Origin of the sequence: Algoriphagus sp., assembly GCF_046296635.1 — a bacterium.
Taxonomy (GTDB): domain Bacteria; phylum Bacteroidota; class Bacteroidia; order Cytophagales; family Cyclobacteriaceae; genus Algoriphagus.
Genome location: NZ_JBKBKZ010000023.1, coordinates 1 through 23,675, shown reverse-complemented (window position 1 = coordinate 23,675; position 23,675 = coordinate 1). Strand labels below are relative to the sequence as shown.

The window sequence follows — 23,675 nt, the reverse complement described above, 5'->3', positions numbered from 1 at the left end:
TACTTCCAATTACATCATATAAATAAATGACCCTATCCTGCCCAATCCTGCAAAAACCATTAAAAATCAGGCTATTAAGACAGGATAGAGCAGGACAGTGCTATACAAAAAATTATTCTTTTTATTTATCCCAAATTCAATCCTTCTATAATAAAAGAAGAAATAACAGGATACCACAGGACTGCTTTTTTATATTAAATTGTTGAAACTTTAATTACCACTAGAGGCACTAGCGATTAAAAAACTATAATATCATTCTACATATATAAGAGTTGAAATTCCCCGCCTTTCTGCCTATAATTAGAGTCAAATGCTTCTTAACCTATGATCAAGCCTAGAATCACCGTTCGCCAAATCTTTTTGGTTTTTTCAATTCTTGCTTTCTCCAGCTGTACCAAAGAAAAAACACTAGAAATTCGGAAAGACTCACGAATAACATTAGTCGGAAACAACCTCGCCTCCAGAATGATGGATTATGGACTTTTCGAGACTGAAATGCACTTACGCTATCCGGATAGCACGCTTTTTATCCGAAATCTTGGCGATCCTGGTGATACTCCCGGTTTCCGACCTCGCTCCGGCACCAATGATCCTTGGGCTTTTCCAGGTGCAGAAGACTTTCAGACTGAATATGCTACCAGATCAGGAAGTGAAGGCTTTTTGGAAAAGCCCGATCAATGGCTGACAAGATTGCAGGCGGATATCGTGATCGGTTTTTTTGGTTTCAATGAATCCTTTCAAGGAAAGGAAGGGCTGGAAAATTACAAAGCAGAGCTTGAAGCCTGGATAATGCACTCCAAATCGCAACAATATAACGGCAAGTCTTCTCCGCAACTCGCTTTGGTTTCTCCAATCGCCTTCGAAGATATCACTGCAATCAAAGATGTGCCAGACGGAAAAAAGGAAAATGAAAACCTGAAGCTCTTTGCTGATGCAACGAAAACATTAGCTGAAAAATATGAATTGGTTTTTGTGGATGCTTTTTCCGAAAGTCAAAAATGGTATTCACAATCAGATGAACAACTAACCATCGACGGTTCCCAAATGAACGAAGCAGGGTATGCTAAACTCGCTGTTTTACTGGCGGATAAACTTTTTGGTAAAGAAAACCAAAAGGCTGAAGCCAACCGAAATTTGATTCATCAGGCTGTGATGGAGAAAAACTGGATGTGGACCAATGATTACAAAATCCCAAATGGTGTTCATGTCTTTGGCAGACGGTATGATCCTTTTGGTCCCGCTAATTATCCATTCGAACTTGAAAAAATTCGCCAGCTCACTGCGATTCGGGATACGGCTATCTGGGAAGCTACTTCTGGCAAAGTTAAAGACCTAGTTGCCGCCGACGCCAAAACCCGCCCACTTCCTGAGGTGGAGACCAATTACAATCCACAAGCAAATGGAAGTCTGGAATACAAGTACGGGGAGGAAGCCTTAAGCACTTTAAAAGTGCCCGAAGGCTACAAAATTGAGCTTTTTGCCTCCGAAGATGAATTTCCCGATTTAGCTAATCCAGTCCAACTTTCCTTTGACAACAAAGGAAGGCTTTGGGTGGCGACCATGCCAAGCTATCCGCACTATAAGCCTGGCGATCCAAGACCTCATGACAAATTGATCATTTTGGAAGACACGAATGGAGATGGCAAAGCCGATAAGCAAACCACATTTGCAGACAATCTACACATCCCCGTCGGTTTCGAAATCGCCCCTGAGGGAGTCTATGTCTCGCAGGGAAATAATTTGATTCTCCTGGTAGATGAAAATGGAGATGATAAAGCGGACCGCAAAGAAATCCTCCTCAGCGGCTTTGACGATCACGACACCCACCATGCAATTTCAGCATTTGCTACCGATGAATCCGGAGCCATCTATATGGCTGAAGGGGTTTTTCTCCACACCAATGTGGAAACTTCCTATGGCCCTGTTCGCGCTACAAATGGAGGATTCTACCGATTCGAACCTAAAAGACACAAACTTGAGCGCGTCAATCAGGTAAATATTCCAAATCCATGGGGAATTGCTTTTGATACCTGGGGGCAAAATTTTTACGCTGAAACATCAGGACCAAATGTCAATTGGATGCTTCCAGGCTCCACTTTGCCACGGTATGGAAACTCCAATTACAAAGGCCCAAACTTGATTGAAAAAGCGCACCTTGTCAGACCAACTTCCGGCTTGGAGTTTATCTCCAGCCGGCATTTCCCGGAGGATGTCCAAGGTGACATGATTATCAACAATACCATCGGATTCCTTGGGACTAAACAGCATCAGGTATTCGAAGATACGGTTGGCTTTATCACCAAATGGAGACAGGACTTGGTCGTATCCACTGACCGAAACTTCCGACCTGTGGATATGGAAATTGCTCCTGACGGTTCACTTTATATCGTGGATTGGCACAATATCCTCATTGGCCACATGCAGCACAATGCCCGTGATCCGCTGCGGGATCATGTCCATGGCAGAATTTATAGAGTCACCTACCCTTCTAGACCATTAGTCACACCTGCTAAAATCGACGGTGCAAGTATTCCAGAGTTACTTGAAAATCTGAAACTTCCAGAATATAGAACCCGCTACCGAACCCGCCGTGAACTCCGCGGCAGAGATAAGGGTGAAGTTTTTTCGGCTGTAAAATCCTGGACCCAATCACTGGACAAAAACGATCCAAACTACGAGCACAACTTGCTGGAAGGTCTTTGGGTGACTTGGGGAATAAATCAAGTCGATCAGGACTTGCTTAAGCAATTGCTGAATGCCAAAGATTATCGAGCTCGTGCCGCCGCAACTCGGGTGCTTCGTTATACCGGTCATCAGGTGAAAAATCAGGCTGAATTGCTTACAGCATCGGCCAAGGATCCTCACGGAAGAGTACGGATGGAAGCAATAGTAGCCGCATCTTGGCTTCCAAGGGAGACTGGTTTACCAATTTTGGCAGAAGCCGAAAAGCAACCCAAAGACAATACCTGGATTCCGGGCACGTTGGAAACAGCTGTTGCTCACCTGAACGGACTATCTGTTCGGGAGAAAAAAGAAGAGGACATCAAATCTTCACTCACAGGTTCGGATCGTGAATTATTCGTCTTGGGTAAAGAAGTCTACGCAAGAGAAGGTTTCTGCAGCACCTGTCATCAGGCAGATGGGGGAGGTTTGACCGCTTCTCAATTCCCACCGCTTCGTGGCACACCTTGGGTGACGGGCAGTCCTGAACGATTGATCAAGATTGTCCTCAAAGGAATCATGGGGCCGATGGAAGTGGCTGGAAGAGAATATCCTGGACAAGTGCCAATGACGCCCTATGAAGGTATGCTTAACGATTCAGAGATTGCGGCCGTGCTCACTTATGTTCGAAATTCCTTTGGAAATAAAGCAAGTCCCATTTCACCTGAATTGGTGAGACAGGTACGAGAAGATGTGAAGGACAAAAAAGGATTCTGGAGTCCAGAGGAGTTGCTTAGGGTGCATCCGATGGAAAGGTAGGTGAATTGTCCGATGTCGGATGACCGATGTCCGGTGATCGATGCTAAATGATCTTCGCTATTCGACATTCAGCATTCGATGTTCAGCATTCGATATTCATTATTGGTTATTAAGTTATTGGTGGGGGTGTCCGATGACCGATGTAGGTTGTCCGGTGGTTGTTCAGCATTCAGCATTCGATGTTCATTATTGGTTATTGAGTTATTGGTAGGATTGTCCGATGTCGGATGACCGATGTCCGGTAGTCTTCGGAATTCGATGTTCATCATTCGATATTCATTATTAGTGAATTATTGATTGGGTGGCGAGTGGTCTTCGACATTCGATGTTCATTATTGGTTATTAAGTTATTGGAAGTCCGGTGTCGGATGACGGGTGTCCGATGTTAGATGTCCGGTGATCTTCGGTGTTCGTCGTTCAAATTAGATGGTAGGCTATTTGTTTGAAGTAAATTTATCATAAAAAGGTTACCCTCTAAATCAAACGTTCGAGGTTCATATCTGCCTCGTAATTCTTAAATCGTACTTCGTAAATTTCACCAATAATAAATAATGAAACTCGACTAAATCTTTTTACTTAGTGTAATCAGAATGGAAGCATATTCAGATACTTGAAGTTTATTTTGGCCTCGTAATTCGTAAATCGTATTTCGTAAATCTCACTTCGTACTTCGTAAATTTCACCAATCGTAAATGAAAACCCGTCTCACACTTCTAGCTTTAGCTTTACCCATCATCGCCTTTTCTCAATCCAAAAACATCAACTTTGAAAAGCAGATGATCGCATACGAAAGCTATGAGTCAGTTGGAATAATGGATGTGGACAAGGATGGAATTCCGGATCTGGTCTCTGGGAGTTATTGGTACAAGGGCCCCAAATTCCTCGATCGATTTTTAATTGGTCAAGTGAAGCGATACAGCGAGTATTATGAGGATTTTTCCACGATTCCGATGGATGTCAACGGTGACGGAAAGATGGATTTTATTACAGGGGGATGGTTTGAAGGCAAGCTGATCTGGAAAGAAAATCCGGGTAATAACGGGGAATGGAAAGAGCATCTGATTGCGGAAACAGGCAATATCGAAACCGTCCGAGCTTGGGATATTGATGGAGACGGGACATTGGAAATCGTCCCAAATACGCCACGCAAACCCCTAGCTTTCTACAAGTGGGTTGGTCCAAATCAATTTGAAAAATATGAGGTATTCGAAACTCAAGGCCACGGACTTGGCTTCGGAGATATCAATGGTGACGGTTGGGGAGACTTAATCAGTTCCTTTGGCTGGTATGAGGCTCCACCGGATTTGCGGTATGGAGATTGGATTTTTCACCCAAGCTTGGATCTCGGAGATGTGAGCGTGCCCATCATCGTCACCGACCTGAATGGAGATGGCATGAATGATCTGATCTTGGGGAATGGTCATAATTACGGATTGTTTTGGATGGAGCAAAAGCGGGATTCAGAAGGTACAATCTCATTTGTGAAACACGAAATTGACCCTTACCATGCCCAATACCATGTACTCGAGTGGGTTGATCTCGATGGGGACGGACAAAACGAACTGATTACCGGCAAACGCTATCGAGCACATAATGGTAAAGATCCTGGTGGAAATGATGAAATCGGACTCTATTACTTCAAGTGGAACGGGAAAACATTTGTGAAAAACGTGATCAGTTATGGACCATTTGGCGAGGGAAAAGGAACTGGTCTTTACTTTTCCACCGGAGATCTAAATGGAGATGGCAAAATCGATATCGCTGTAGCTGGGAAAGATGGCTTGGCTGTGTTTTTTCAGAGATAGGAAATGTCGGATGTCCAGTGCCGGATAGCCTGCCCCGTCCGCCGCGGCGGATCGGGGACCGATGTTTTAGCTAATCGAAATGAAATGACCAATATTACTTAACGTTAATAGTTTAACTTTCCAGCCATGAAATCTAAACTCACAATTTCAATTGATAAAGCAGTTTTAGAAAAAGCTAGGAGCTTTTCTTTGAAACGTAACGTTTCCTAGGATCAGTTAATTGAAAACTTTCTGATAGCGACTTTGGATCCTTTAGCTAAAAAAAAAATCTCATTTCCCCTTTCGTAAAAAGTCTAACAAATGGGCCTACTGTTCCTGCCAATTATGATTACAAAATAAATTACCAGGATTATTTGGAGGAGAAATATCGATGAAGCTTATTTTTCTGGACACCATTGTGATTATAGATCTCTTGGGAGAGAGGTTCCCATTTTACGAATCCATTGCCAAGGTAGTAACCCTAGCAGATCGTAAAGAACTCATATTAATGACTTCACCTATTTCTTTCACCACGGCGGAATATGTATTGACTGAGTTTGAGCCCAAAAAATCAGTATTAATCAAACTTCAAAAGTTTGCAATCCTGTGCAAAGTTGCCCTGGCTAATCAAGAAACAATTGACAAGAGCCTTTTCTCACTTTTCAAGGATTTTGAAGATGCGGTACAATACCATTGTGCATTACAAGCGAAATGTGAACTAATTATCACAAGGAATAGGCCCAACTTCAAAAATGCCTCAGTCCCAGTCATGACCGCAGAAGAATTCTTATCGAGTTTGATTGTTTAAGGGTTTTTCAACAAAATACACTTCTACTTTTTAGTTTTGGTGGAATGATATTCCGATTTCTTGAATTGTTGAAAATTTAAGATTAATCAGGTTGCTTAGCCCTCACCGAATGAATTCCGTACCTTCATAAAGAATAAACCTTTAGGAATTTTATCATGCGAGCTTCTCATTCACTCATCTTTTTGACAGGGTTAATCCTGTCCACCTTTACTGCTTCAGCCCAAAATGGAGAGAAGGTTTACAATTGGATCTATTTTGCCTACAGCCATAATCCAAAGAACACCGTGGACAAGACTTCCCCTGCAATGACCAAATTGGTCAGAGGGAGAATAAAAGATTATCAATGGGTAGATCAAGAGACACTTTTTGAAGCTCCGGATTCAATTCTAGTCAGTGGGGGCACACGTTGGGGAAGCCGTCTTTTATTTTATACCGATGGATACCTGTATTTCACTACCGGAGACATGCAGCAAAGCATAGCGGTAGGGATTAATCCTCAATGGAAATGTATTTCCAAAATGGACCAATAACCTGCTGATCACCGCGCTGAAAGATTAGGAAATCAGAAGATTGGTTGTGGATGGGGACAAAGTTTTGAGCCAAGAAGACATCATCAAAGGAATTGGTCGAGTGCGGGATGTCAAAATTGGTCCTGACGGGGCATTGTATGTATTGACAAATTCTCTGGACGCGTTGCTTCGCGTGACTCCGGTGAAGTAAGTAGCTAACACTGGAGTTTTATAATTTTCCTTAGAGGGGGATAATTTTCTCCGCTTCGAATATAATCGCAAGGTTAAAATGTCTGAATTTTTTAAATCATTCTATTATTTTTTAGCTTTCGATTATAACTTGAAGAAATCCAGATCTGAGATTTCACAGAAAAATTCAGAATATTGAAACGCCTCATTTCCATTTTCCTTCTATTCTGCTTCGGACTTTATCAGTTCGGTTTTTTCATATTGAGTTTTTGGATGCCTATTGCGATTCAGAATTATTGGGAAAAAGAGGCATGGAATTATAACCTGACTTCAGTCCTCAACACTACCCTCGTCATACCTTTTCCTCGACCTTATGGTCAGGATCAAGAGGATTATCAAGTGGCAAACTTTTCCATCGAGCTAAAAGGAAAGAAGCATCGGGTAATCTATCAGCAATACAAGAACGACTCCCTTCATCTAGTTGCTGTCCCTGATAAATTCCATGATAGCTACCGAGCTCAATTGACAACATGGATTGCATCCTTAAATGAAGGTGAAGCCGCAGAGAACACTCCATTCTCTCAAAAACTACTTTTAAAGTCATTTTTGAAGGATTTTATCCCACAGGAGAATCTCCTCTCTTTGAAAGAAAGATTGCTCTCAAGTCGTGTAGTGTCCGATTTAAAACCATACCTTTTTTCAACTCCAACCGCAGAGTTTGAACTAGATTTACCACCTCCTGAAAGGCTTACTTCCTAAGCCGTTTTTTCGGGGATGTTGATTTCCCCTACATTCTTATTAGTTTAACTTTCCAAAGAAATGACACTCAGGTATCTCTTAATCCTGTGTTTTGCGTTGCACTTTTCTAAAATTAAGGCACAACAAGACACGCTTCAAACAATAAATCTAAACGAATATCAGATCAAAGAACTTCGACTAAACAATCCCATCACCCCGCTTCCCAATGCCAATCGGACCTTTCTTGTTGGGTCCAGAAAATCGGAAATCATCGGTGTGCGTGACCTTCCTGCCAACCTTGCAGAGAAGACCGGGCGGCAGATTTTTGCCAAGATTCCTTCTGCATTTGTCTATGATATGGACGGTTCCGGCAATCAGATCAACCTCTCACTGAGAGGTTTGGATGCTCATCGAAGTTGGGAATTCAATGTCCGGCAAAACGGAATTATGCTGAATTCCGACATCTACGGCTACCCCGCAAGTCATTATTCTATGCCAATGGAAGCTATCGAACGCATCGAAATCGTGAGAGGTACCGCTGCCCTACAATACGGGCAGCAATTTGGCGGGATGATCAACTACGTCCTCAAAGAACCAGAGACTGGAGTACCTTTCAGCTTGGAGAACATCAGCACCGTTGGTTCTTTTGGTCTCTTGGCCAACTACACTTCCATTGGTGGTACGATTGGCAGATTCAGTTATTTCGGCTATTATCAAAAAAGAGGTTCAGACGGATACAGGGAAGGTGCCCGCTCAGATTCTGATGCCCAACATATAGGAATTACTTACGCTATCTCGGATCATTGGAAAGCCAAAGCAGAACTGTCCAGAAGCACCTACCTGTACCAAATCCCAGGTCCTCTGACTGACCAACAGTTTGCCGAAAATCCAAGACAAGCTACCCGAAGCCGCAATTTCTACAGTCCGGAGATTTTTGTTCCTGCTGTAAGTATTGAAGGGAAACTGGGGGCTAATACTACTGTAACAGCAAATGCCAGTGGGGTTTTTGGTGGACGGTCTTCCGTTACTTTTGATGCCTTTGCAAATGTTCGGGATCAAATAATTCCCGGCACGGGTGAGTTTGCACACCGAAATGTGGATACGGATGCCTACCACTCCCGAACCGCCGAAGTCCGGATTCTTCACAAGTATCAACTTGGTACACTTCCCGCTCACCTTTCCATTTCCACCAGATACTTCAACAATTCCTTTGACAGAAGGCAGCGTGGCAAGGGTACAACTGGGTCGGATTATGACCTGAGTATCGAAGGAGATTTTCAGAGAGATGTTAACCTTCACAGCGAAAGCCTTGCTATTGCTGTTGAGAATCAAGTATTCCTAAATCCAAAACTTTCCGTCTCTCCTGGTATCCGGGTCGAAAGAGGTAATTCAGTCATGAGTGGCCGAATCGCCTACATCGAAGCCGATCAGATCCCACAAGAGATCCGATACGATTTTGTGACTTTGGGCCTCAACGCGACGTATCAATTCAAAGAACAATTGAGACTATATGGTGGAATCTCTCAGGCGAATCGGCCCATTCTATTTCAGGATTTGATCCCTGGATCTCCTTTGGCGCTGATCAGTCCTGATTTGGAAAACACCTTTGGATATAATGCCGAACTGGGAATTGAGAATTACATCAACCCTAGATTGACTTACCATCTCACGCTTTTCCATACCCTAATTGGAAATCGAGTTGGGAACATCCTAGTGCAACAGGATAATCAGACTTTCACCCAAAAAGCGAACATCGGAGACAGCAGAACGACTGGATTGGAGTTGCTTTGGGACTGGGAGTTTTATAGGTCTGAGAAGCTAAGTTTATCATTCTATACCGCTAGCAGCTGGATGGATGCCCGCTACCAAAACGGTTCGGTGGCCTCTTCAGAAGGAAATAAGGATATTACTGGCAACCGAGTAGAAGCAGCTCCAAAATGGATCAGCCGAAACGGACTGAGTGCATCGATTGGTCCTGCCAAATTGATCATCCAGCATCAATATATCAGTGAAAGTTTCTCCGATCCCCTGAATACTAAAACCCCTCCGGCTTCCGGATCAGTCGGCATGGTTCCTTCTTACAATGTTTGGGATATTCAAGGAGCTTACTATTATCAAAACCTGTTCCTTCGGGCATCTCTGCAAAATGTCTTCGATAAAAGCTACTTTACCCGCCGACCGCTGATGTATCCTGGACCGGGGATTTGGCCATCGGATGGCAGAGGGCTGGTCATTTCCTTAGGATTTCGAATTTGAGAATTCAATTTCATTTGAGAAAAATTTCCCTAAACCTGAGCTTTTGGATCATATCTAAGAGTTCAGGTTTTTTCATTGAATCAAAATCCAAAGGCACTTCAAAAATAAATTTGTTTTTCAATAATATTTTATTGTTTATCAATAAATAATTACTGTTATTTGAGGCATAGTTTCAAACCCATCCAGCTATGTCTCCTAAAACTGATCTCGTTACACAATTTCTCCATGTCATCTCATGGATCATCTTCATCGGCCTCTGTATCAAAACGGGGACCTTGATTTTCAACTTCGCTTTCATGCAATTCCATGTTTTCCCCGTAGAAAATCTCTACCTCTTATTGGATCTTACAAAGCTCTTTCAGCAGGATGAAGTCATTTTTGGATTGTTGTTTAGCTTAGCTATTGGGGTATCTGCTATGAAGGCTTACACCTTCTATTTGATTACACAGATTTTTTCCAACCTGAACTTGCATAAACCCTTCAGCGAGAAGATTTCGACCCTGATTTCCAAGATCAGTTACTACATTTTCTTTGTCGGAATTCTTGGTGCCCTTTCACACAGGTTTAGTCAGGGATTGGCAAAAAGAGGCTATGATGTAGCAGCGGCTGGACAGTTTTGGAATGACTATTCAGCTTTTCTGATGATGGCTGCGGTGGTCTTTGTGATTGCACAGATCTTTAAAAAAGGACTGGAATTACAAGCAGAAAATGACCTTACAGTTTAATTGATATCAAATCATTGAATCTGAAAAAACCATCAAGATGAAAATAACAAAAATATTACTCTGGATTGCCTACATCAGTTTTGGGCTAAGTATTACAGCCTTTACTTTTTTTGGAATAATTTTTCTAAAAAAAGATTTCAATACCCAACAGGTTGAAAAATCCAATTTAAAAGGGGTGATCGATAAAAGTACAACAGGTAAATTTGAATTACCGATGAACTTGAATGTTGAATACTATTTCCGCGTAAAAAACGGCGAAGTATTGTTAGATAGTTATTTTTTAAAAATTCAAAAGAAATTTTTAACATCCACACTGCTTCCTCAAGGAGAAAAAAAAGAAATCGATTACCCTAAAAAATTAACTGGGAATATATACTCCATGCCTGAATCTGATATGTATCTATACATACCAATACCATTTTCCAGTATAGAAACTACCCTCACCATTTGGAAAGTTTACTTCAGTCTGGCTTTTTTATTTTTATTGATTGCTATTTTTCTTGCCATCAAATTCCTTCAGAATTGCAATAAAAGTCAATTCTTTATTCCGGCAAACTCAACCTACATTCGAGTGATTTCATATCTGGCTTTTGTCTACTGCCTCATAAGTTACGGGAGCCAGTGGCTTATTTTTAAGACATTAAACCATAATCTTGAAGGATTTTCACCAATAGATTTGAATGCTGCCGTAAAATTTAACTGGAATTACCTGATTTTCTCTTTATTCTTGGTCCTTATCGCTCAGGCATTTTCTGAAGGAATAAAATTAAAGGAGGAACAATCTCTAACCATCTAAATCATGCCCATAATAGTCAATTTAGATGTCATGATGGCCAAGCGAAAAATGTCCCTCAACGAGCTTTCCGAAAAAGTCGATATCACGCTTTCGAATCTCTCTATCCTTAAAACCGGAAAGGCAAAAGCGATCCGATTCAGTACTTTGGAATCTATTTGTGCAGCATTAGGATGCCAGCCAGGGGATATACTTGAATTTCGAGGTGAATAGGTAACTATTGGATTTTTGATTTACGAAGTACGATTTACGAGCTAAAATCTAGAGTCGAACGTTAACACTTAACATTTAACCCTTAACTTTTTAACTCCGAATATCGAATTTTGAATATCGAATAATGAATCAGCCCTTGCCCCAACCAAATCCTCAAGTTGACTTTTTCCTCCTTAAAGGATGCATGCGATGTGATAAAGGCGCAACACCGGCCTGCAAAGTCCATAGATGGACTCCCATTCTTGAGCTATTGCGACAGATTCTTTTGGAGACAGAACTGGTCGAAGACCGGAAATGGGGAGTACCAGTTTATACCTTAAATGGGAAAAATGTGATCCTTCTCGGCGTTTTCAATGATTCCTGCGTGATCAGTTTTATCAAAGGAAGCCTGATGAAAGATCCTGAAGGCATTCTCGAACTTCCCGGTCCCAATTCGCATGAAGGACGAATTATCCGATTTATCAAAATGGATGATTTGGAAAAGTTGGAGGCCTATCTCCCCCAATACATTCAGGATGCCATAGAAATCGAGAAATCAGGCAAAAAACCTGAAGTTCGGGCCCGAGGTGGGATGGAAATCCCCGAAGAACTAAGCGAAAAATTCGCCGAGCATGATGGTTTGGAAACCGCCTTTTTTGCACTTACTCCAGGTCGGCAGCGAGGTTATTTGATTCACTTCACCGGAGCCAAACAATCCCAAACTCGACTGAGCAGAATTGAAAAGTGTGTGGAGAAGATTATGGCGGGGAAAGGGATGATGGAGTAACAATGTTCAATTTTCAATGAGCAATTCTCAATGTTCAATTACCAATTATCAGTGGAAAACAACAAGTATCCACGTCCATGAAAATTGTCCCGAGTTATCGGGATGAGCTTAATCATTTCTTTCCTTCCTTGAAAATTGATAATTGAGTTTGATAATTGAAAATTGAAACCGTTTCTAACTTGCACAAAATTTAAAGAGACATGACCCTTTTGGATAAAATCCACAATTCACCTGAATCCATTTCTTTTGCAGAAGTCATTGCGCACATCGATGCCAATTTCGACTTCACTCCTACCCGCTTTGTCAATGGCAACACCATCAATGAAGTCGGACAAAACAACGGCAGCTGCAAAATCTTCTCTTTTGCGAAGCTCAATAAACTCAGCGGGGAGCTAACTCTGGCACTTTTTGGCGACTACTACCGAATCGATGTACTAAATAATCCAGATGGCTCAGACCATCAGAATATCCGCAACTTTATACAATCAGGTTGGGAAGGAATAAAGTTTGAAGGCGATGCTTTGAGTAAAAAATAATAAGGAATAACTACCAAATTCTGAAGCAATCTTTTATTTGAATCATAGCCGTCTTAAGGTTTTCTCCTTTTACACTCCAAAACTTTTTACTTTGTGAGTTAAGTCCGCTATCATCCAATCCATGATCATTTACACTTTCCCCGTTCGCACTGCTTTTATCGACCGAGATTTGGAGATGATCAGCCCAGTGGCAGATATCAGACCTTTAGAATTCACGCAGAGTCCTATCCAACTCCCTTTTTACTTTATTTTCCAGTTCTTTCAATTGCTTTGGTTTTTGCCTAAAACCAGCCAATACCTTTGCTTCTTTGGAGGCTATCACAGTGTTTTACCTGTTTTGTTCGGAAGGGTTTTTGGAAAAAAATGCACCATCCAGGCAGGAGGTACTGACTGCATCAATATGCCTGAGATCGGGTACGGAAATTTTCGTAAAAAATGGCTGAGAAAAGCTACAGTCTATTCTTTCAAAAACTGCTCATTGATCTTACCTGTCGCTGAGGCTTTGGTCAAGCAGGAATATTCCTTCGATCCTAGAATCAATTCCAAGCAAGGCTTGCTTAATCTGATACCGGATCTGAAAACGCCCATTCAAGTGATTCCAAATGGATTCGACACGGGATTTTGGAAAGATTTGGGAGAAAAGCGAAGGGCATTTAGCTTCATATCTGTTGCCACAGGCACTTCAAATTCTACACGGGCTGTGGTAAAAGGCTATGATCTGATTGAAAAGCTAGCGGAAAATCATCCCGAATGGACCTTTACTTTAGCCGGTGATTCCAACTACCTTTCTCCAAATTCCAATGTAAAGGTCTTAGGCAGATTGAAGTCAACGGAACTTCTCAAACTTTACAATTCCCATCAATTCTATCTCCAACTTTCTACTTCCGAGGGTTTTCCAAATGCTTTAGGAGAAGCGATGGCTTGCGGCTGTGTGCCTATCGGTTCGGCAGTGGGTGCGATTCCTGAGATTATCGGAAACACAGGATTTATACTTCTCCGAAAAGACCTGAGCGGCTTGGAAGTAATTTTTAAATTTATTGATCCTGTTAGAACTCTTAAACTTTCAGAGAAAGCTTCGCTAAGAATCAGTAAAGAATTCAATTTTGGGCTGCGAAAAGAAAAGCTACTGAAAGCACTTTCCCTGACTTAAGAAAGCAACTCAATTTGATTTCGATTCACTCTAACCATTCCACGTTGCTCCAATTTTTTCAGCAACCGGGTGATAACCTCACGGCTTGAATTCAATTCCTGAGCAATCCGCTGATGGGTTTTATGAACTGTGGGATTTTGATTGGCTTCGGCATTCTTTTCCAAATACTCAATCAGTCGCTCATCCATCCGGTGAAATGCGATCCCATCTACCACTTTCAACAGTTCTTCAAAACGATCCTGATAGGTATCCATCACAAAATAATACCAGGACTTATACTTTGGCATCCATAGGTCCAATTTGGTAATGGGAACCACAATCACTGTAGTCTCCTCCTCTGGAATTGCTTTAATTTTGGAATATCCCTCGCGGGCTGAACAGATCATGGTAATAGCGCAAGCTTCCCCAGGACCTAGGTAATACATGAAGAGCTCATGATCATCTTCATCCTCTCGAAATACCTTTACACTCCCCGAAACTATCAGCGGAATGACCTCCACTTTCTGCCCGATATCCATCATCAAGGTATCTGCTGGCAGGGTAAGCAAACTTGCACTGTCACGAATTTCCTTTTTCAATTCCATTTCAAACTGAGGGAAAGAATGCGCTAAGAATTTATCCAGACTGTTTTTCATTTCAACAATGGTGTTTAGCTTTAATGGAGGTGACAATGATCACCTATACTCATTTTTTGAAAGCTAATTTTGGTAAAGTTTGTTCCAAATGAAAAGGTCAAAGAGATGAAATCCCGAATAAATATTCTTTTTCTGATGGGCATGGGATTGATGTTTTTTTTCAGGATTCTCACCAAAATTCCCGGTTTGCCAGAAACTGTTTTTGGATTTGACACGCCAAAACTCATGAAGATCATTTTTGGACTCACCTTCATTATTGCCAGCATAATTATTTACAGAAAACCACAAAAATCCACGCCATGAATTGGGATGTAGAGACGCTTTCGAGGATTCAATTTGCCTTCACCATCATGTTTCACTACATCTTCCCTCCCTTTAGTATTGGGTTGGGCTTGCTGCTGGTGTTTTATGAATCGCTTTACCTGATCACCAAAAAGACCATCTATGAAAAGATCACTCGATTTTGGATTAAGATTTTCGCGGCAAATTTCTCCGTAGGTGTAGCCTCGGGGATTGTAATGGAATTTGAGTTTGGTACTAACTGGTCCACTTATTCCCGATTTGTAGGAGATATTTTCGGTTCACCACTCGCGGCGGAGGGGATTTTTGCTTTCTTTCTGGAATCAGGATTTCTGGCAATTCTCCTGTTTGGCTGGCATCGGGTCAAGCCTGGTATGCACCTCTTCGCTACGATCATGGTCGCAGTCGGGAGTATCCTCTCGGGCTTCTGGATAGTAGTGGCAAACAGCTGGCAGCAAACACCCGTGGCCTATGAGATTGTGGTTGATTACGGTATTCGCCGGGCAGTAATTACGGACTTTTGGGCAATGGTTTTTAATCCATCAGCTATGGTCCGATTTACTCACGTGATCTTCGGAGCTTGGATTCAGGGAGCCTTTTTGGTGATGAGCGTTTCGGCCTATTATCTGGTCAAAAAAATCAACATCGAGTTTGCGCAAAAGTCATTTGCCATTGCGCTGGGCGTGGCCGCAGTTTCTTCTTTGGCGCAGCCCTTTCTGGGTCATGAGCATGCCAAAATTGTGAGCGAGTTGCAACCCGCAAAACTAGCTGCTTTTGAAGGACTCTACGAAACACAAACAAACGCACCGCTATACCTATTCGGATGGACTGATCCTGAAACCCGAAAAACCTCAGGCGTAGCCATCCCCGGAATGCTAAGTTTCTTGGTTCATGGGGATTTTGACGGGGAAGTGAAAGGCTTGGAGGAGTTTCCGGAGGAAGATTGGCCTGCGGTAAACGGAGTCTTTCAGAGCTATCACATCATGGTAGCATTAGGAATGCTATTCATAGGGGTCACACTTTTGAGTTTGTTTTTGCTATGGCGAAAGCAGCTTTTCACCCCAAAATGGTCATGGCTGATGAAGTTATACGTTCCTGCTGTAGCGCTGCCCGTGTTGGCAAATCAACTGGGCTGGGTATCTGCCGAGCGAGGTAGACAACCTTGGATTGTTCAGGGGCTTTTGAGAACAAGCGAAGGCGTCTCCAAGTCAATCTCAGCACCGGAAGTGATGATCTCTCTGGTCTTGTTTGTATTGGTTTACGTTCTCTTATTCTTTGTTTGGCTTTATGTTTTGGATCGGGAAATCAAGCATGGTCCAGAGCATCTTACCAGTGAAGTAGAGGCCGGATATCATAAAAAGTCAGAACGAATGGATGCCCTTAAACCTTATTAATCATGGATTTCAACGTAGTGTGGTACATTCTTGTAGGAGTTCTATTGATCGGCTACGCCATCTTGGACGGATTTGATTTGGGAGTCGGGATCCTCCATTTGCGAAGCAAAGGAGACCACGACCGACGAATTCTAATGAACGCAATTGGGCCGGTTTGGGATGGAAATGAGGTATGGCTGATCACGGCAGGTGGAGCACTTTTCGCTGCTTTCCCTAATGTCTATGCGACTGCTTTCTCGGGATTTTATCTTCCATTCATGGTGCTGTTGATCGCCTTGATTTTCAGGGCAGTTTCTATCGAGTTTCGAAGCAAAGAAGCAAATCCCCGCTGGAGAAGCTTTTGGGATCGAGGCTTTTCCATTGGATCTATAGTAGCTGCATTTCTATTTGGCGTAGCTATTGGAAATATTGTAATGGGCTTTCCGATCGGATCAGACATGGAGTACCAAGGGAATTTCTTTGACTTACTCAATCCTTATTCTATCGTTTCAGGCTTTTTTGCTTTGAGCATGTTTGCGCTACATGGGGGGATTTACCTGAATATGAAAACCGAGGGAGAGCTTCAAAAGCAGATTCAGGGTTGGATCAAATTGAACTATTGGATATTCGTGATCTTTTTTGTGCTTTTCTCCGGACTCACGCTGTATCTGAAACCGGAGATGATCGCAAATTTTTCTTTTGGGACAATAGATCTACCTGGGAATAAACATGAGTTGGTAGAAAATCACGAAACCATGATTTCGGTCTTTGCCTGGACGGTGGTTGCTTTAAATATTTTGGCCATTGCCAATATTCCCAGGACTTTGGCAAAAGGAAACTACGGCTGGACTTTCATCTCCTCCGCGAGTATGATTGGTGCGGTAGTGATGTTATTTGCCTTAGGCATTTTTCCAAATCTGATGGTATCTAACTTAGACCCAAAGTTCAACCTCGACATCTATAATGGTGCTTCCTCGGATTACACACTGAAGACAATGGCGATTTTGGCCTCTTTTGGGTTACCTTTTGTGATTTCCTACACGACAATTATTTATTGGACGTACCGAGGAAAAGTGAAGCTTGACGATAGCAGTTACTGAATTCAACATTGTGATAAAAATCATATGGATTTGATTCCTCTGCGTCTTACCTTTGTGTCATAATGCTGAGAAGCCTCATCTATATCGCTTTTGCTTGGACCGTCGTGCTGAATAGCATGGTGTATTCAGTGATTAAAGTGAATTTCAGCATCAATAGGAAATACATCATCGAGAACTTTTGTATCAACAAGGACAAACCCGAGTTGAAGTGCGATGGGAAATGCTTCCTGATGCAAAAAATCAACGAAGAGAAAGAACGACAAGACTCTCTTCCTGCATTTACTTTCAATAAAGACTTTGGTGTTTTCATCACTACTGCACCGCTTCAGACAATCGTAGAATTTCAATTTGAACCAACCTTGGTTCACCAGTCTTTTTATCAAAATTGGTTTGGCCAAACCGCACACTTCCAAATTGACCATCCTCCACAGGTCTGATTTTTTTCTTAGTTAAATTTTCTTTTCCCTAAAACTAAAATACAATGATCTCACCTATCCGTGTGACAGGTGGATTGCTGTGGCTTGTTTTGCTTATTTCCTGTGGAGAAAAAGTAGATCCTGAATCTCAGAGTCCCACTTTGATTGCCTTGGAAAAGCCGGAATATTTTCCTGCTTTGCAAGCTATGCCTGCTGACAATCCCCTGACAGAGGAAGGAGTGCGTCTTGGTCGAATGCTTTTCTATGAGAAAAAGCTTTCACAGGATGGCACGATCTCCTGTGCGTCTTGCCATCAGCAGGAAAAAGGCTTCAGTGACGGTCGGCAGTTTAGCCCGGGTGTCAATGGAACGAAAGGAACCATGAATGCCATGGCGCTCTCCAATCTCCATTGGCAAACTCGATTCTTTTGGAATGGACGCTCCACTACCTTGGAAGAGCAGTCTATTATTCCGATTCAGGATCCATTGGAAATGAATCTGTCGATCGAAGAAGCTGTGGCTCGTCTTCAAAGTGATGTAACCTATCCAACCTTATTTAAGGAGGCATTTGGCAGCGATCAGATCACTTCGGATCAGATTGGAAAAGCGCTGGCTCAATTTGAGCGAACGCTGATTTCTGCCAATTCCAAGTTTGACAAGTGGATTCGGGGTGAAGTCAAGCTGACTGCTGAGGAGAAACTTGGCTTGGAGTTGTTTTTCACACACCCTGAGCCTTCCATTCAGCTTCGAGGCGGGAATTGTGGGGATTGTCATCTGGGGTTTCTAACCTCCGGAGATACCAATGGCTTCACCGGATTTCATAACAACGGACTGGATTCGGACGAAAAGCTTAAAGACGGACTGAAATCTGTGACAGGGAATCAATTTGACAAAGGAAAATTTAAAGCACCGGGATTGAGAAATATCGGACTGACTGCTCCCTACATGCATGACGGCCGATTCTCCTCCCTCGAAGAAGTGCTGGATCACTACAATGAGCATATCCAAAACAGTGAAACATTGGATGTACTCATTTTGGAAGCAAGCAATGAATACTTAGACCCAAAGCAACCGATCAAACTCATGCTGTCAGAATCAGAGAAAAAAGCAATCATCGCATTTCTACACACACTGACCGACCAAGAGTTTATTAGCAATTCAAAATTTTCAAATCCATTTAAATAAGAACTAAAACAATGAAAAATATTGCATATCTATTCCTAGCCGCCATTTTGATTTTCTCTTCCTGTTCTGAAGATGAAATTCCGGCACAAATGGCGGTAGAAATTAATTTTGAAAATACGCTGAACGGCAAGCCTCTTCAATTGAATGGAGGATCGTTTACGCTACCGTCTGGGGAGCCTTTTACTGCCAAAAAGTTGAAATACTACATTTCAAATGTAATTCTGACAGACACAAAAGGTGGGGCTATTTACACTGTTCCGGCTAGCTATCACTTAATCGGTCAGGACATCAATACCAAAGTTGACTTAGGATTGATTCCTTCAGCAGGATATGATCAAATCACCTTTTCTATCGGTGTGGATGCAGAAGCCAACGCAAAAACCGATCAAACAGGTGACTTGGACCCCAACAGCGATATGGCCTGGAACTGGAATTCGGGATACAAGTTTGTCGTGTTGGAAGGTGAATTTACCAGCAAAGCAAACGGAGAACGGAAAGGGTTGATTTTTCACATTGGACGAAATCAAAACTACAAAACGGTAACTCAAACTCTCTCTGGAATCAGAGCGGGAAGCTCAGCTACCATCAACTTACAAACTGTGGTGGATCAGCTTTTCCTTGATCCAAATCCACTCAAAGTAAGTGAATTACCAAGTACCACCATCATGGGTGGAGAATGGGCTGACAAAATCGGTCAAAACTATGCCAATGGTTTTGTGAAAATCAAGTAACCTAAACAGTCCCGAGGCTCTGGCCTCGGGATTTTCATTATGAAAACCTATCAGCAAGTTGTTTTATTGGCTTTTCTGGCTGGAGGCTCTGCTTGTAGTCAGATCGAAACTCCTGAAAAACCATCAACTCCCAGACCCGAGCTTTTCGTGCCTGAGATTTCAAGTGCGTTGCAGGTGAGAGATTTTCCACAACCAAGCCGAAACCCACTATCCAAAGAGGGAGTGTTCCTGGGTAAAAAGTTATTCTTTGACCCAAATCTCTCTGCCAATGGCAAAGTTTCATGCGCTACCTGCCATCAACCTAATCTAGCTTTCACGGACGGTGTAGCCTTGTCAACCAAAGGAGTCTCGGGCAATAAGCTTCATCGGCATTCTCCCCCACTATTCAACTTGGCGTGGAGTACTACGGGCCTGTTTTGGGATGGAGGGGCCATTGACTTGGAGTCTTTAAACTTTGGTCCAATTACCCATCCAGATGAAATGGCCGCGGACTTAAAAGAAATTGTAGCTTATCTGATCCAGGACAAAGAGTACCCGCTTCTTTTCGAACGGGCCTTTCCAGAATCACCCATTCAAAGTGCAACGATTTCCAGAGCTTTGGCTCAATATACGAGAACGCTAATCTCCCAAACCTCGAAGTATGATAGCTGGAAAAAAGGAGAACTAACGTTCAACAGTCAGGAATTAGCCGGCTACCAAGTGTATCAAAACAACTGCACCAGCTGCCACAAGGAAGGCTTATTTACCGATTTGAAGTATCACAACAATGGATTGGATGAAACATACCCCGATCCGCCTGCTTTAGAAGGGCTATTCTTGGGGCGATTCCGCATCAGCTTTGATTCCCTTGATCTTGGGGCATATAAAACACCCAGTCTTCGAAATATCACGCTGACAGCTCCCTACATGCATGACGGAAGATTTGAGACGCTGAATGAGGTGCTCGATCACTATCAGTTCGGCGTTAAAATCAACCATTCTTTGGCCCCTCAATTAAAAGGAGGATTGGCACTATCCCAAAAGGATCGTTTGGTGCTTCTTGAATTTCTCAAAACGCTGCAGGATGACTCATTTATTGATACAAACTCAAAACACTAATTAGAATAAAATGAAAAAAATATACCTGTTAGTCATTGCCATCATTCCACTATTCAACCCAAATCAAGCAAAGGCCTGCGACAGCTGTAATTTTTTTGAGTATAGCCTTTTGGAAAACAAGAGTTTCTTTGGGCTCTTTTACAGATCCAGAAAGTTTGATAACTATCTCCTCTACCCAAATAAGACAGCTTCTGTCATCCAAACCTATCCTGCTCAACTCGGAACTAGGCTATTGCCTTGGAACGCCCCTGAGGTCATGCACGAACCTGAGGGAAACGGACTTTACGTCCAAAAAAGTAAACAGGATTTTGAAACCTATCAAACCATTGAAGCGAGGGGAAATTACACGCTGAAGAACAAATGGAACTTCACTTTTCTACTTCCTTATGAATTCAACAAGGTCTATTATGAAAAGTATCTTAACATTCCAAAACCTGTCCGAGACACCACTCTTTTTGTTCAAGGTTGGGGCGATTTAACTTTGGCTACTGATTACATTCATCTCATTTACAATCCCAAATCCCGGCATACGCTCCGCCCGGGAATCGCAGTGACTCTACCCACCGGCCAAGCCTTAGTGAAGTCAGCTATTGAAATTCAGGAACCTTTTGATCCGATTATTCAGCCGGGAAGGGGTGCATTTTCTTTTATTCCACGATTCAATTACCAATGGTTTCTGGAAAAGCAGGGTATTAATATCGGGATGAGCTATCAATGGAGCACAGAAGGAGAACAAGAGTATGAATTTGGAAATAGCTTTAATGCATTCCTACAATATTTCTACCAAGTATCGATTGGCCAAAAACTCATACTCGTCCCAAATGCGGGTCTCTATTTCGAAAGTGCAGAAAAAGACTTGCTTCAAGGAATAGAGCAGGAACTGACTGGCGGAAAGGTAAGCTTTGCTCAAGTGGGAGTCGATCTGAATTATACGAAAACCACGTTCTCTTTCATATTCCAAAAACCTTTCAGCCAAACCTTAAATGGAAATCAAATTCTCAATCAAAATCGTATCAGCGTAGGCTTAATCAGAAGCTTCAAAATGTAATACTAAAGTGACAATGATCACTGCAAAAGGTAGAAAAATCAGGAAACTTTAAAAAATCGAAAAGAAAATTAAGAAATGGAAACGAGCAAAAAACCTGACACCCTGAAGTAATAATTTTGAAAATGACAGTTAACAGCCCTTCCAAGTTTATGAAAAAATCAGCTTCTCTAATTCTCGCTTTTATAGGTGGATTGACTCTCACTGCTCATGCACAGCAAGTGGAAAATGGATTGGTCCTACTTCAGAAGCACTGCTATTCCTGTCACAACCCAAACACGGCATCTCATGATGAAATTCTAGCTCCGCCCCTGTTTGGCATCAAAAACAACTACCGCAATACCTTCCCAGAAAAAGATAAATTTATCGATGCTATGGTAGGCTTCATCAATTCACCCTCTGAGGAAAAAGCATTGATGAAAGGTCCCATCAAACGATTCGGCTTAATGCCCAAGCCAGCGGTGAGCCCCGAAGCGATCAAACTTATCGTGAGCTACATTGAAGCAAACGAGATTCAAAAGCCAACTTGGTACGACGCTCACCACGGAAAATAACTGATAATTCCTGGTGCTTGTTAAATTGAGGGTGACAAAGGTCACGAGGTCCCAAGGATTGTTTTAGTAGATTTGATCTATTAGATTAAAAAAACGACAACTAATCATACTATGGAAGACCAACTATTAACTATGCCGAGAATCGGGGACATGGCTCCTGATTTTGCAGCATTGACTACCACCGGAAAGATGCAATTTTCGGAATATATCAAGGGTAAATGGACGATTCTATTTTCTCATCCAGCGGATTTCACCCCAGTGTGTACCACAGAAATGAGTGGGTTTGCCTTGGAACAAAAATTCTTTGATGAGCATGACACCAAGCTTGTCGGCTTGAGTATCGACAGCATTCATTCTCACATTGCTTGGGTGAATAATGTAAAGAAAAACACTGGGGTCCTGTTTGAATTTCCAATCATTGCAGATATCGATATGAAAGTATCGAAACTCTACGGGATGCTTCAACCGGGAGAAAGTGAAACTGCGGCTGTTCGAGCAGTATTTTTCATTGATCCCACTGGTAAAATCCGATTGATCATGTATTACCCACTCAATGTGGGACGAAATATGGAAGAGATCAAGCGAGTCTTGCTAGCCTTGCAAACTGCTGACAAATACAAAGTGGCAATGCCGCTTAACTGGAAGCCCGGAGAAAAAGTAATTGTGCCCCCACCAAAAACAGTGGAAGAAATGCTTGAGCGTGAAGCAAGCGATTATGAAATGGTAGACTTCTATTTGGCTAAAAAAGAACTGCCGAAAGCATAGATTTGGATTAAAGAGTTAATTAAACAGGAAAGCCTTTTCGAAATTTTCGGGAAGGTTTTTTCGTTATTGGCTCTAAAATCAGAATCTTCTGAAAATCAGTTTTTTCAATCCTAGAAACCAGTTTTTAAGAATTTTACACTTTTATTAACAAAATGGTAATGTTTTTAAACCGGTTTTTAAACTTTTGACATAAATCAAAAAAAGACAGGCAAAAAATAAGGGAGCCTTTTTGATTTTAGGCTCCCTATCAGGGTTTATTGTCAATGGATTAAAACCATATAAACTTTGGCAAAGCGCTGGGTTAAGTAATTATTTTGTTTGCTAAAGTTTCTTAAACGTATTAAAACCAAACAAACAATCAAAATTTCAGATGAAAAATTCTAAATTATTTTTCACAAAAGGAAATTCAGTTTTAACCTATCTATGTATTTCTACAATATTTTTTCTGATTATCCGCTTCTTTGCCAGTAGATCAAAATGGCCTCGACTTCGCTCGGCCACCGGATTTCAGTTTATTAAAAGGAGGG

The 23,675-nt window shown here is 42.0% G+C and carries 25 protein-coding genes; 23 read left to right on the top strand and 2 right to left on the bottom strand.

Annotated elements, in window-relative coordinates:
* Positions 1-324: 324 nt before the first annotated feature.
* A complete protein-coding gene (locus ACK4HU_RS15635; protein ID WP_409808305.1) occupies positions 325-3,480 on the top strand; it encodes a PVC-type heme-binding CxxCH protein in 3,156 nt (1,051 codons plus the stop codon).
* A gap of 68 nt (positions 3,481-3,548) precedes the next feature.
* Here ACK4HU_RS15635 and ACK4HU_RS15630 read toward each other — a convergent pair whose 3' ends face one another.
* Positions 3,549-3,749 carry a hypothetical protein gene (locus tag ACK4HU_RS15630; RefSeq protein ID WP_409808303.1) on the bottom strand — a complete coding sequence of 67 codons (201 nt, stop codon included), beginning with the start codon at positions 3,747-3,749 and terminating at the stop codon, positions 3,549-3,551.
* Between the two features lie 423 nt (positions 3,750-4,172).
* Between ACK4HU_RS15630 and ACK4HU_RS15625 the strand changes: the two genes are divergently transcribed.
* The 12 genes from ACK4HU_RS15625 to ACK4HU_RS15570 all read left to right on the top strand — a co-directional run bounded on the left by ACK4HU_RS15625 (position 4,173) and on the right by ACK4HU_RS15570 (position 13,947).
* Positions 4,173-5,285 (top strand): FG-GAP repeat domain-containing protein, encoded by a 1,113-nt coding sequence (locus ACK4HU_RS15625; protein ID WP_409808302.1) that lies wholly within the window; start codon positions 4,173-4,175, stop codon positions 5,283-5,285.
* Between the two features lie 370 nt (positions 5,286-5,655).
* Positions 5,656-6,072 (top strand): PIN domain-containing protein, encoded by a 417-nt coding sequence (locus tag ACK4HU_RS15620; RefSeq protein ID WP_409808300.1) that lies wholly within the window; start codon positions 5,656-5,658, stop codon positions 6,070-6,072.
* A gap of 155 nt (positions 6,073-6,227) precedes the next feature.
* On the top strand, positions 6,228-6,602 hold the full coding sequence (locus ACK4HU_RS15615; RefSeq protein ID WP_409808298.1) for a PQQ-dependent sugar dehydrogenase: 375 nt from the start codon (positions 6,228-6,230) through the stop codon (positions 6,600-6,602).
* 64 nt (positions 6,603-6,666) lie between these two features.
* A complete protein-coding gene (locus ACK4HU_RS15610; RefSeq protein WP_409808296.1) occupies positions 6,667-6,792 on the top strand; it encodes a PQQ-dependent sugar dehydrogenase in 126 nt (41 codons plus the stop codon).
* Positions 6,793-6,965: 173 nt separating this feature from the next.
* Positions 6,966-7,529, top strand: coding sequence for a hypothetical protein (locus ACK4HU_RS15605; RefSeq protein ID WP_409808295.1), 564 nt, complete (start codon positions 6,966-6,968; stop codon positions 7,527-7,529).
* Between the two features lie 60 nt (positions 7,530-7,589).
* Positions 7,590-9,764, top strand: a complete 2,175-nt coding sequence (locus ACK4HU_RS15600; protein WP_409808293.1) for a TonB-dependent receptor family protein — start codon at positions 7,590-7,592, stop codon at positions 9,762-9,764.
* A gap of 188 nt (positions 9,765-9,952) precedes the next feature.
* Positions 9,953-10,489: a DUF2975 domain-containing protein gene (locus tag ACK4HU_RS15595; RefSeq protein WP_409808291.1), complete on the top strand. Its 537-nt coding sequence runs from the start codon at positions 9,953-9,955 to the stop codon at positions 10,487-10,489.
* A 37-nt stretch (positions 10,490-10,526) separates the two neighbouring features.
* Positions 10,527-11,285 (top strand): DUF2975 domain-containing protein, encoded by a 759-nt coding sequence (locus tag ACK4HU_RS15590; protein ID WP_409808289.1) that lies wholly within the window; start codon positions 10,527-10,529, stop codon positions 11,283-11,285.
* A 3-nt stretch (positions 11,286-11,288) separates the two neighbouring features.
* Positions 11,289-11,495 carry a helix-turn-helix domain-containing protein gene (locus tag ACK4HU_RS15585; RefSeq protein WP_409808287.1) on the top strand — a complete coding sequence of 69 codons (207 nt, stop codon included), beginning with the start codon at positions 11,289-11,291 and terminating at the stop codon, positions 11,493-11,495.
* Positions 11,496-11,619: 124 nt separating this feature from the next.
* Positions 11,620-12,261 carry a YdeI/OmpD-associated family protein gene (locus ACK4HU_RS15580; protein WP_409808286.1) on the top strand — a complete coding sequence of 214 codons (642 nt, stop codon included), beginning with the start codon at positions 11,620-11,622 and terminating at the stop codon, positions 12,259-12,261.
* 200 nt (positions 12,262-12,461) lie between these two features.
* The gene (locus ACK4HU_RS15575) at positions 12,462-12,797 is read left to right on the top strand and encodes a HopJ type III effector protein (RefSeq protein ID WP_409808284.1); all 336 of its coding nucleotides are present in this window, start codon (positions 12,462-12,464) and stop codon (positions 12,795-12,797) included.
* 121 nt (positions 12,798-12,918) lie between these two features.
* Positions 12,919-13,947 (top strand): glycosyltransferase family 4 protein, encoded by a 1,029-nt coding sequence (locus tag ACK4HU_RS15570; RefSeq protein ID WP_409808283.1) that lies wholly within the window; start codon positions 12,919-12,921, stop codon positions 13,945-13,947.
* On the opposite strand, the gene ACK4HU_RS15565 is transcribed toward ACK4HU_RS15570, so the two are convergent.
* The gene (locus ACK4HU_RS15565) at positions 13,944-14,582 is read right to left on the bottom strand and encodes a Crp/Fnr family transcriptional regulator (protein WP_409808281.1); all 639 of its coding nucleotides are present in this window, start codon (positions 14,580-14,582) and stop codon (positions 13,944-13,946) included. The two genes, ACK4HU_RS15570 and ACK4HU_RS15565, sit on opposite strands and share 4 nt — an antisense overlap.
* 69 nt (positions 14,583-14,651) lie before the next feature.
* Here ACK4HU_RS15565 and ACK4HU_RS15560 point away from each other — a divergent pair, with 69 nt between their 5' ends.
* The 10 genes from ACK4HU_RS15560 (at position 14,652) to ACK4HU_RS15515 (ending at position 23,148) form a co-directional block, all read left to right on the top strand.
* A complete protein-coding gene (locus ACK4HU_RS15560) occupies positions 14,652-14,885 on the top strand; it encodes a hypothetical protein (RefSeq protein WP_409808280.1) in 234 nt (77 codons plus the stop codon).
* Positions 14,882-16,276, top strand: a complete 1,395-nt coding sequence (locus tag ACK4HU_RS15555; protein ID WP_409808278.1) for a cytochrome ubiquinol oxidase subunit I — start codon at positions 14,882-14,884, stop codon at positions 16,274-16,276. Before ACK4HU_RS15560 ends, ACK4HU_RS15555 begins: the two co-directional genes overlap by 4 nt.
* Before the next feature lie 2 nt (positions 16,277-16,278).
* Positions 16,279-17,355, top strand: a complete 1,077-nt coding sequence (gene cydB / locus ACK4HU_RS15550; protein WP_409808277.1) for a cytochrome d ubiquinol oxidase subunit II — start codon at positions 16,279-16,281, stop codon at positions 17,353-17,355.
* Between the two features lie 62 nt (positions 17,356-17,417).
* On the top strand, positions 17,418-17,792 hold the full coding sequence (locus ACK4HU_RS15545; RefSeq protein WP_409808276.1) for a hypothetical protein: 375 nt from the start codon (positions 17,418-17,420) through the stop codon (positions 17,790-17,792).
* A gap of 44 nt (positions 17,793-17,836) precedes the next feature.
* The gene (locus ACK4HU_RS15540) at positions 17,837-18,955 is read left to right on the top strand and encodes a cytochrome-c peroxidase (RefSeq protein ID WP_409808275.1); all 1,119 of its coding nucleotides are present in this window, start codon (positions 17,837-17,839) and stop codon (positions 18,953-18,955) included.
* Between the two features lie 11 nt (positions 18,956-18,966).
* Positions 18,967-19,686: an MbnP family protein gene (locus ACK4HU_RS15535; RefSeq protein WP_409808273.1), complete on the top strand. Its 720-nt coding sequence runs from the start codon at positions 18,967-18,969 to the stop codon at positions 19,684-19,686.
* Between the two features lie 39 nt (positions 19,687-19,725).
* Entirely contained in the window at positions 19,726-20,784 is a 1,059-nt protein-coding gene (locus ACK4HU_RS15530; protein WP_409808271.1) for a cytochrome-c peroxidase, read from the top strand.
* Between the two features lie 10 nt (positions 20,785-20,794).
* The gene (locus ACK4HU_RS15525; protein ID WP_409808269.1) at positions 20,795-21,832 is read left to right on the top strand and encodes a transporter; all 1,038 of its coding nucleotides are present in this window, start codon (positions 20,795-20,797) and stop codon (positions 21,830-21,832) included.
* A gap of 149 nt (positions 21,833-21,981) precedes the next feature.
* A complete protein-coding gene (locus ACK4HU_RS15520; RefSeq protein WP_409808268.1) occupies positions 21,982-22,383 on the top strand; it encodes a c-type cytochrome in 402 nt (133 codons plus the stop codon).
* A 111-nt stretch (positions 22,384-22,494) separates the two neighbouring features.
* The gene (locus ACK4HU_RS15515) at positions 22,495-23,148 is read left to right on the top strand and encodes a peroxiredoxin (RefSeq protein ID WP_409808266.1); all 654 of its coding nucleotides are present in this window, start codon (positions 22,495-22,497) and stop codon (positions 23,146-23,148) included.
* Positions 23,149-23,675 lie beyond the last annotated feature (527 nt).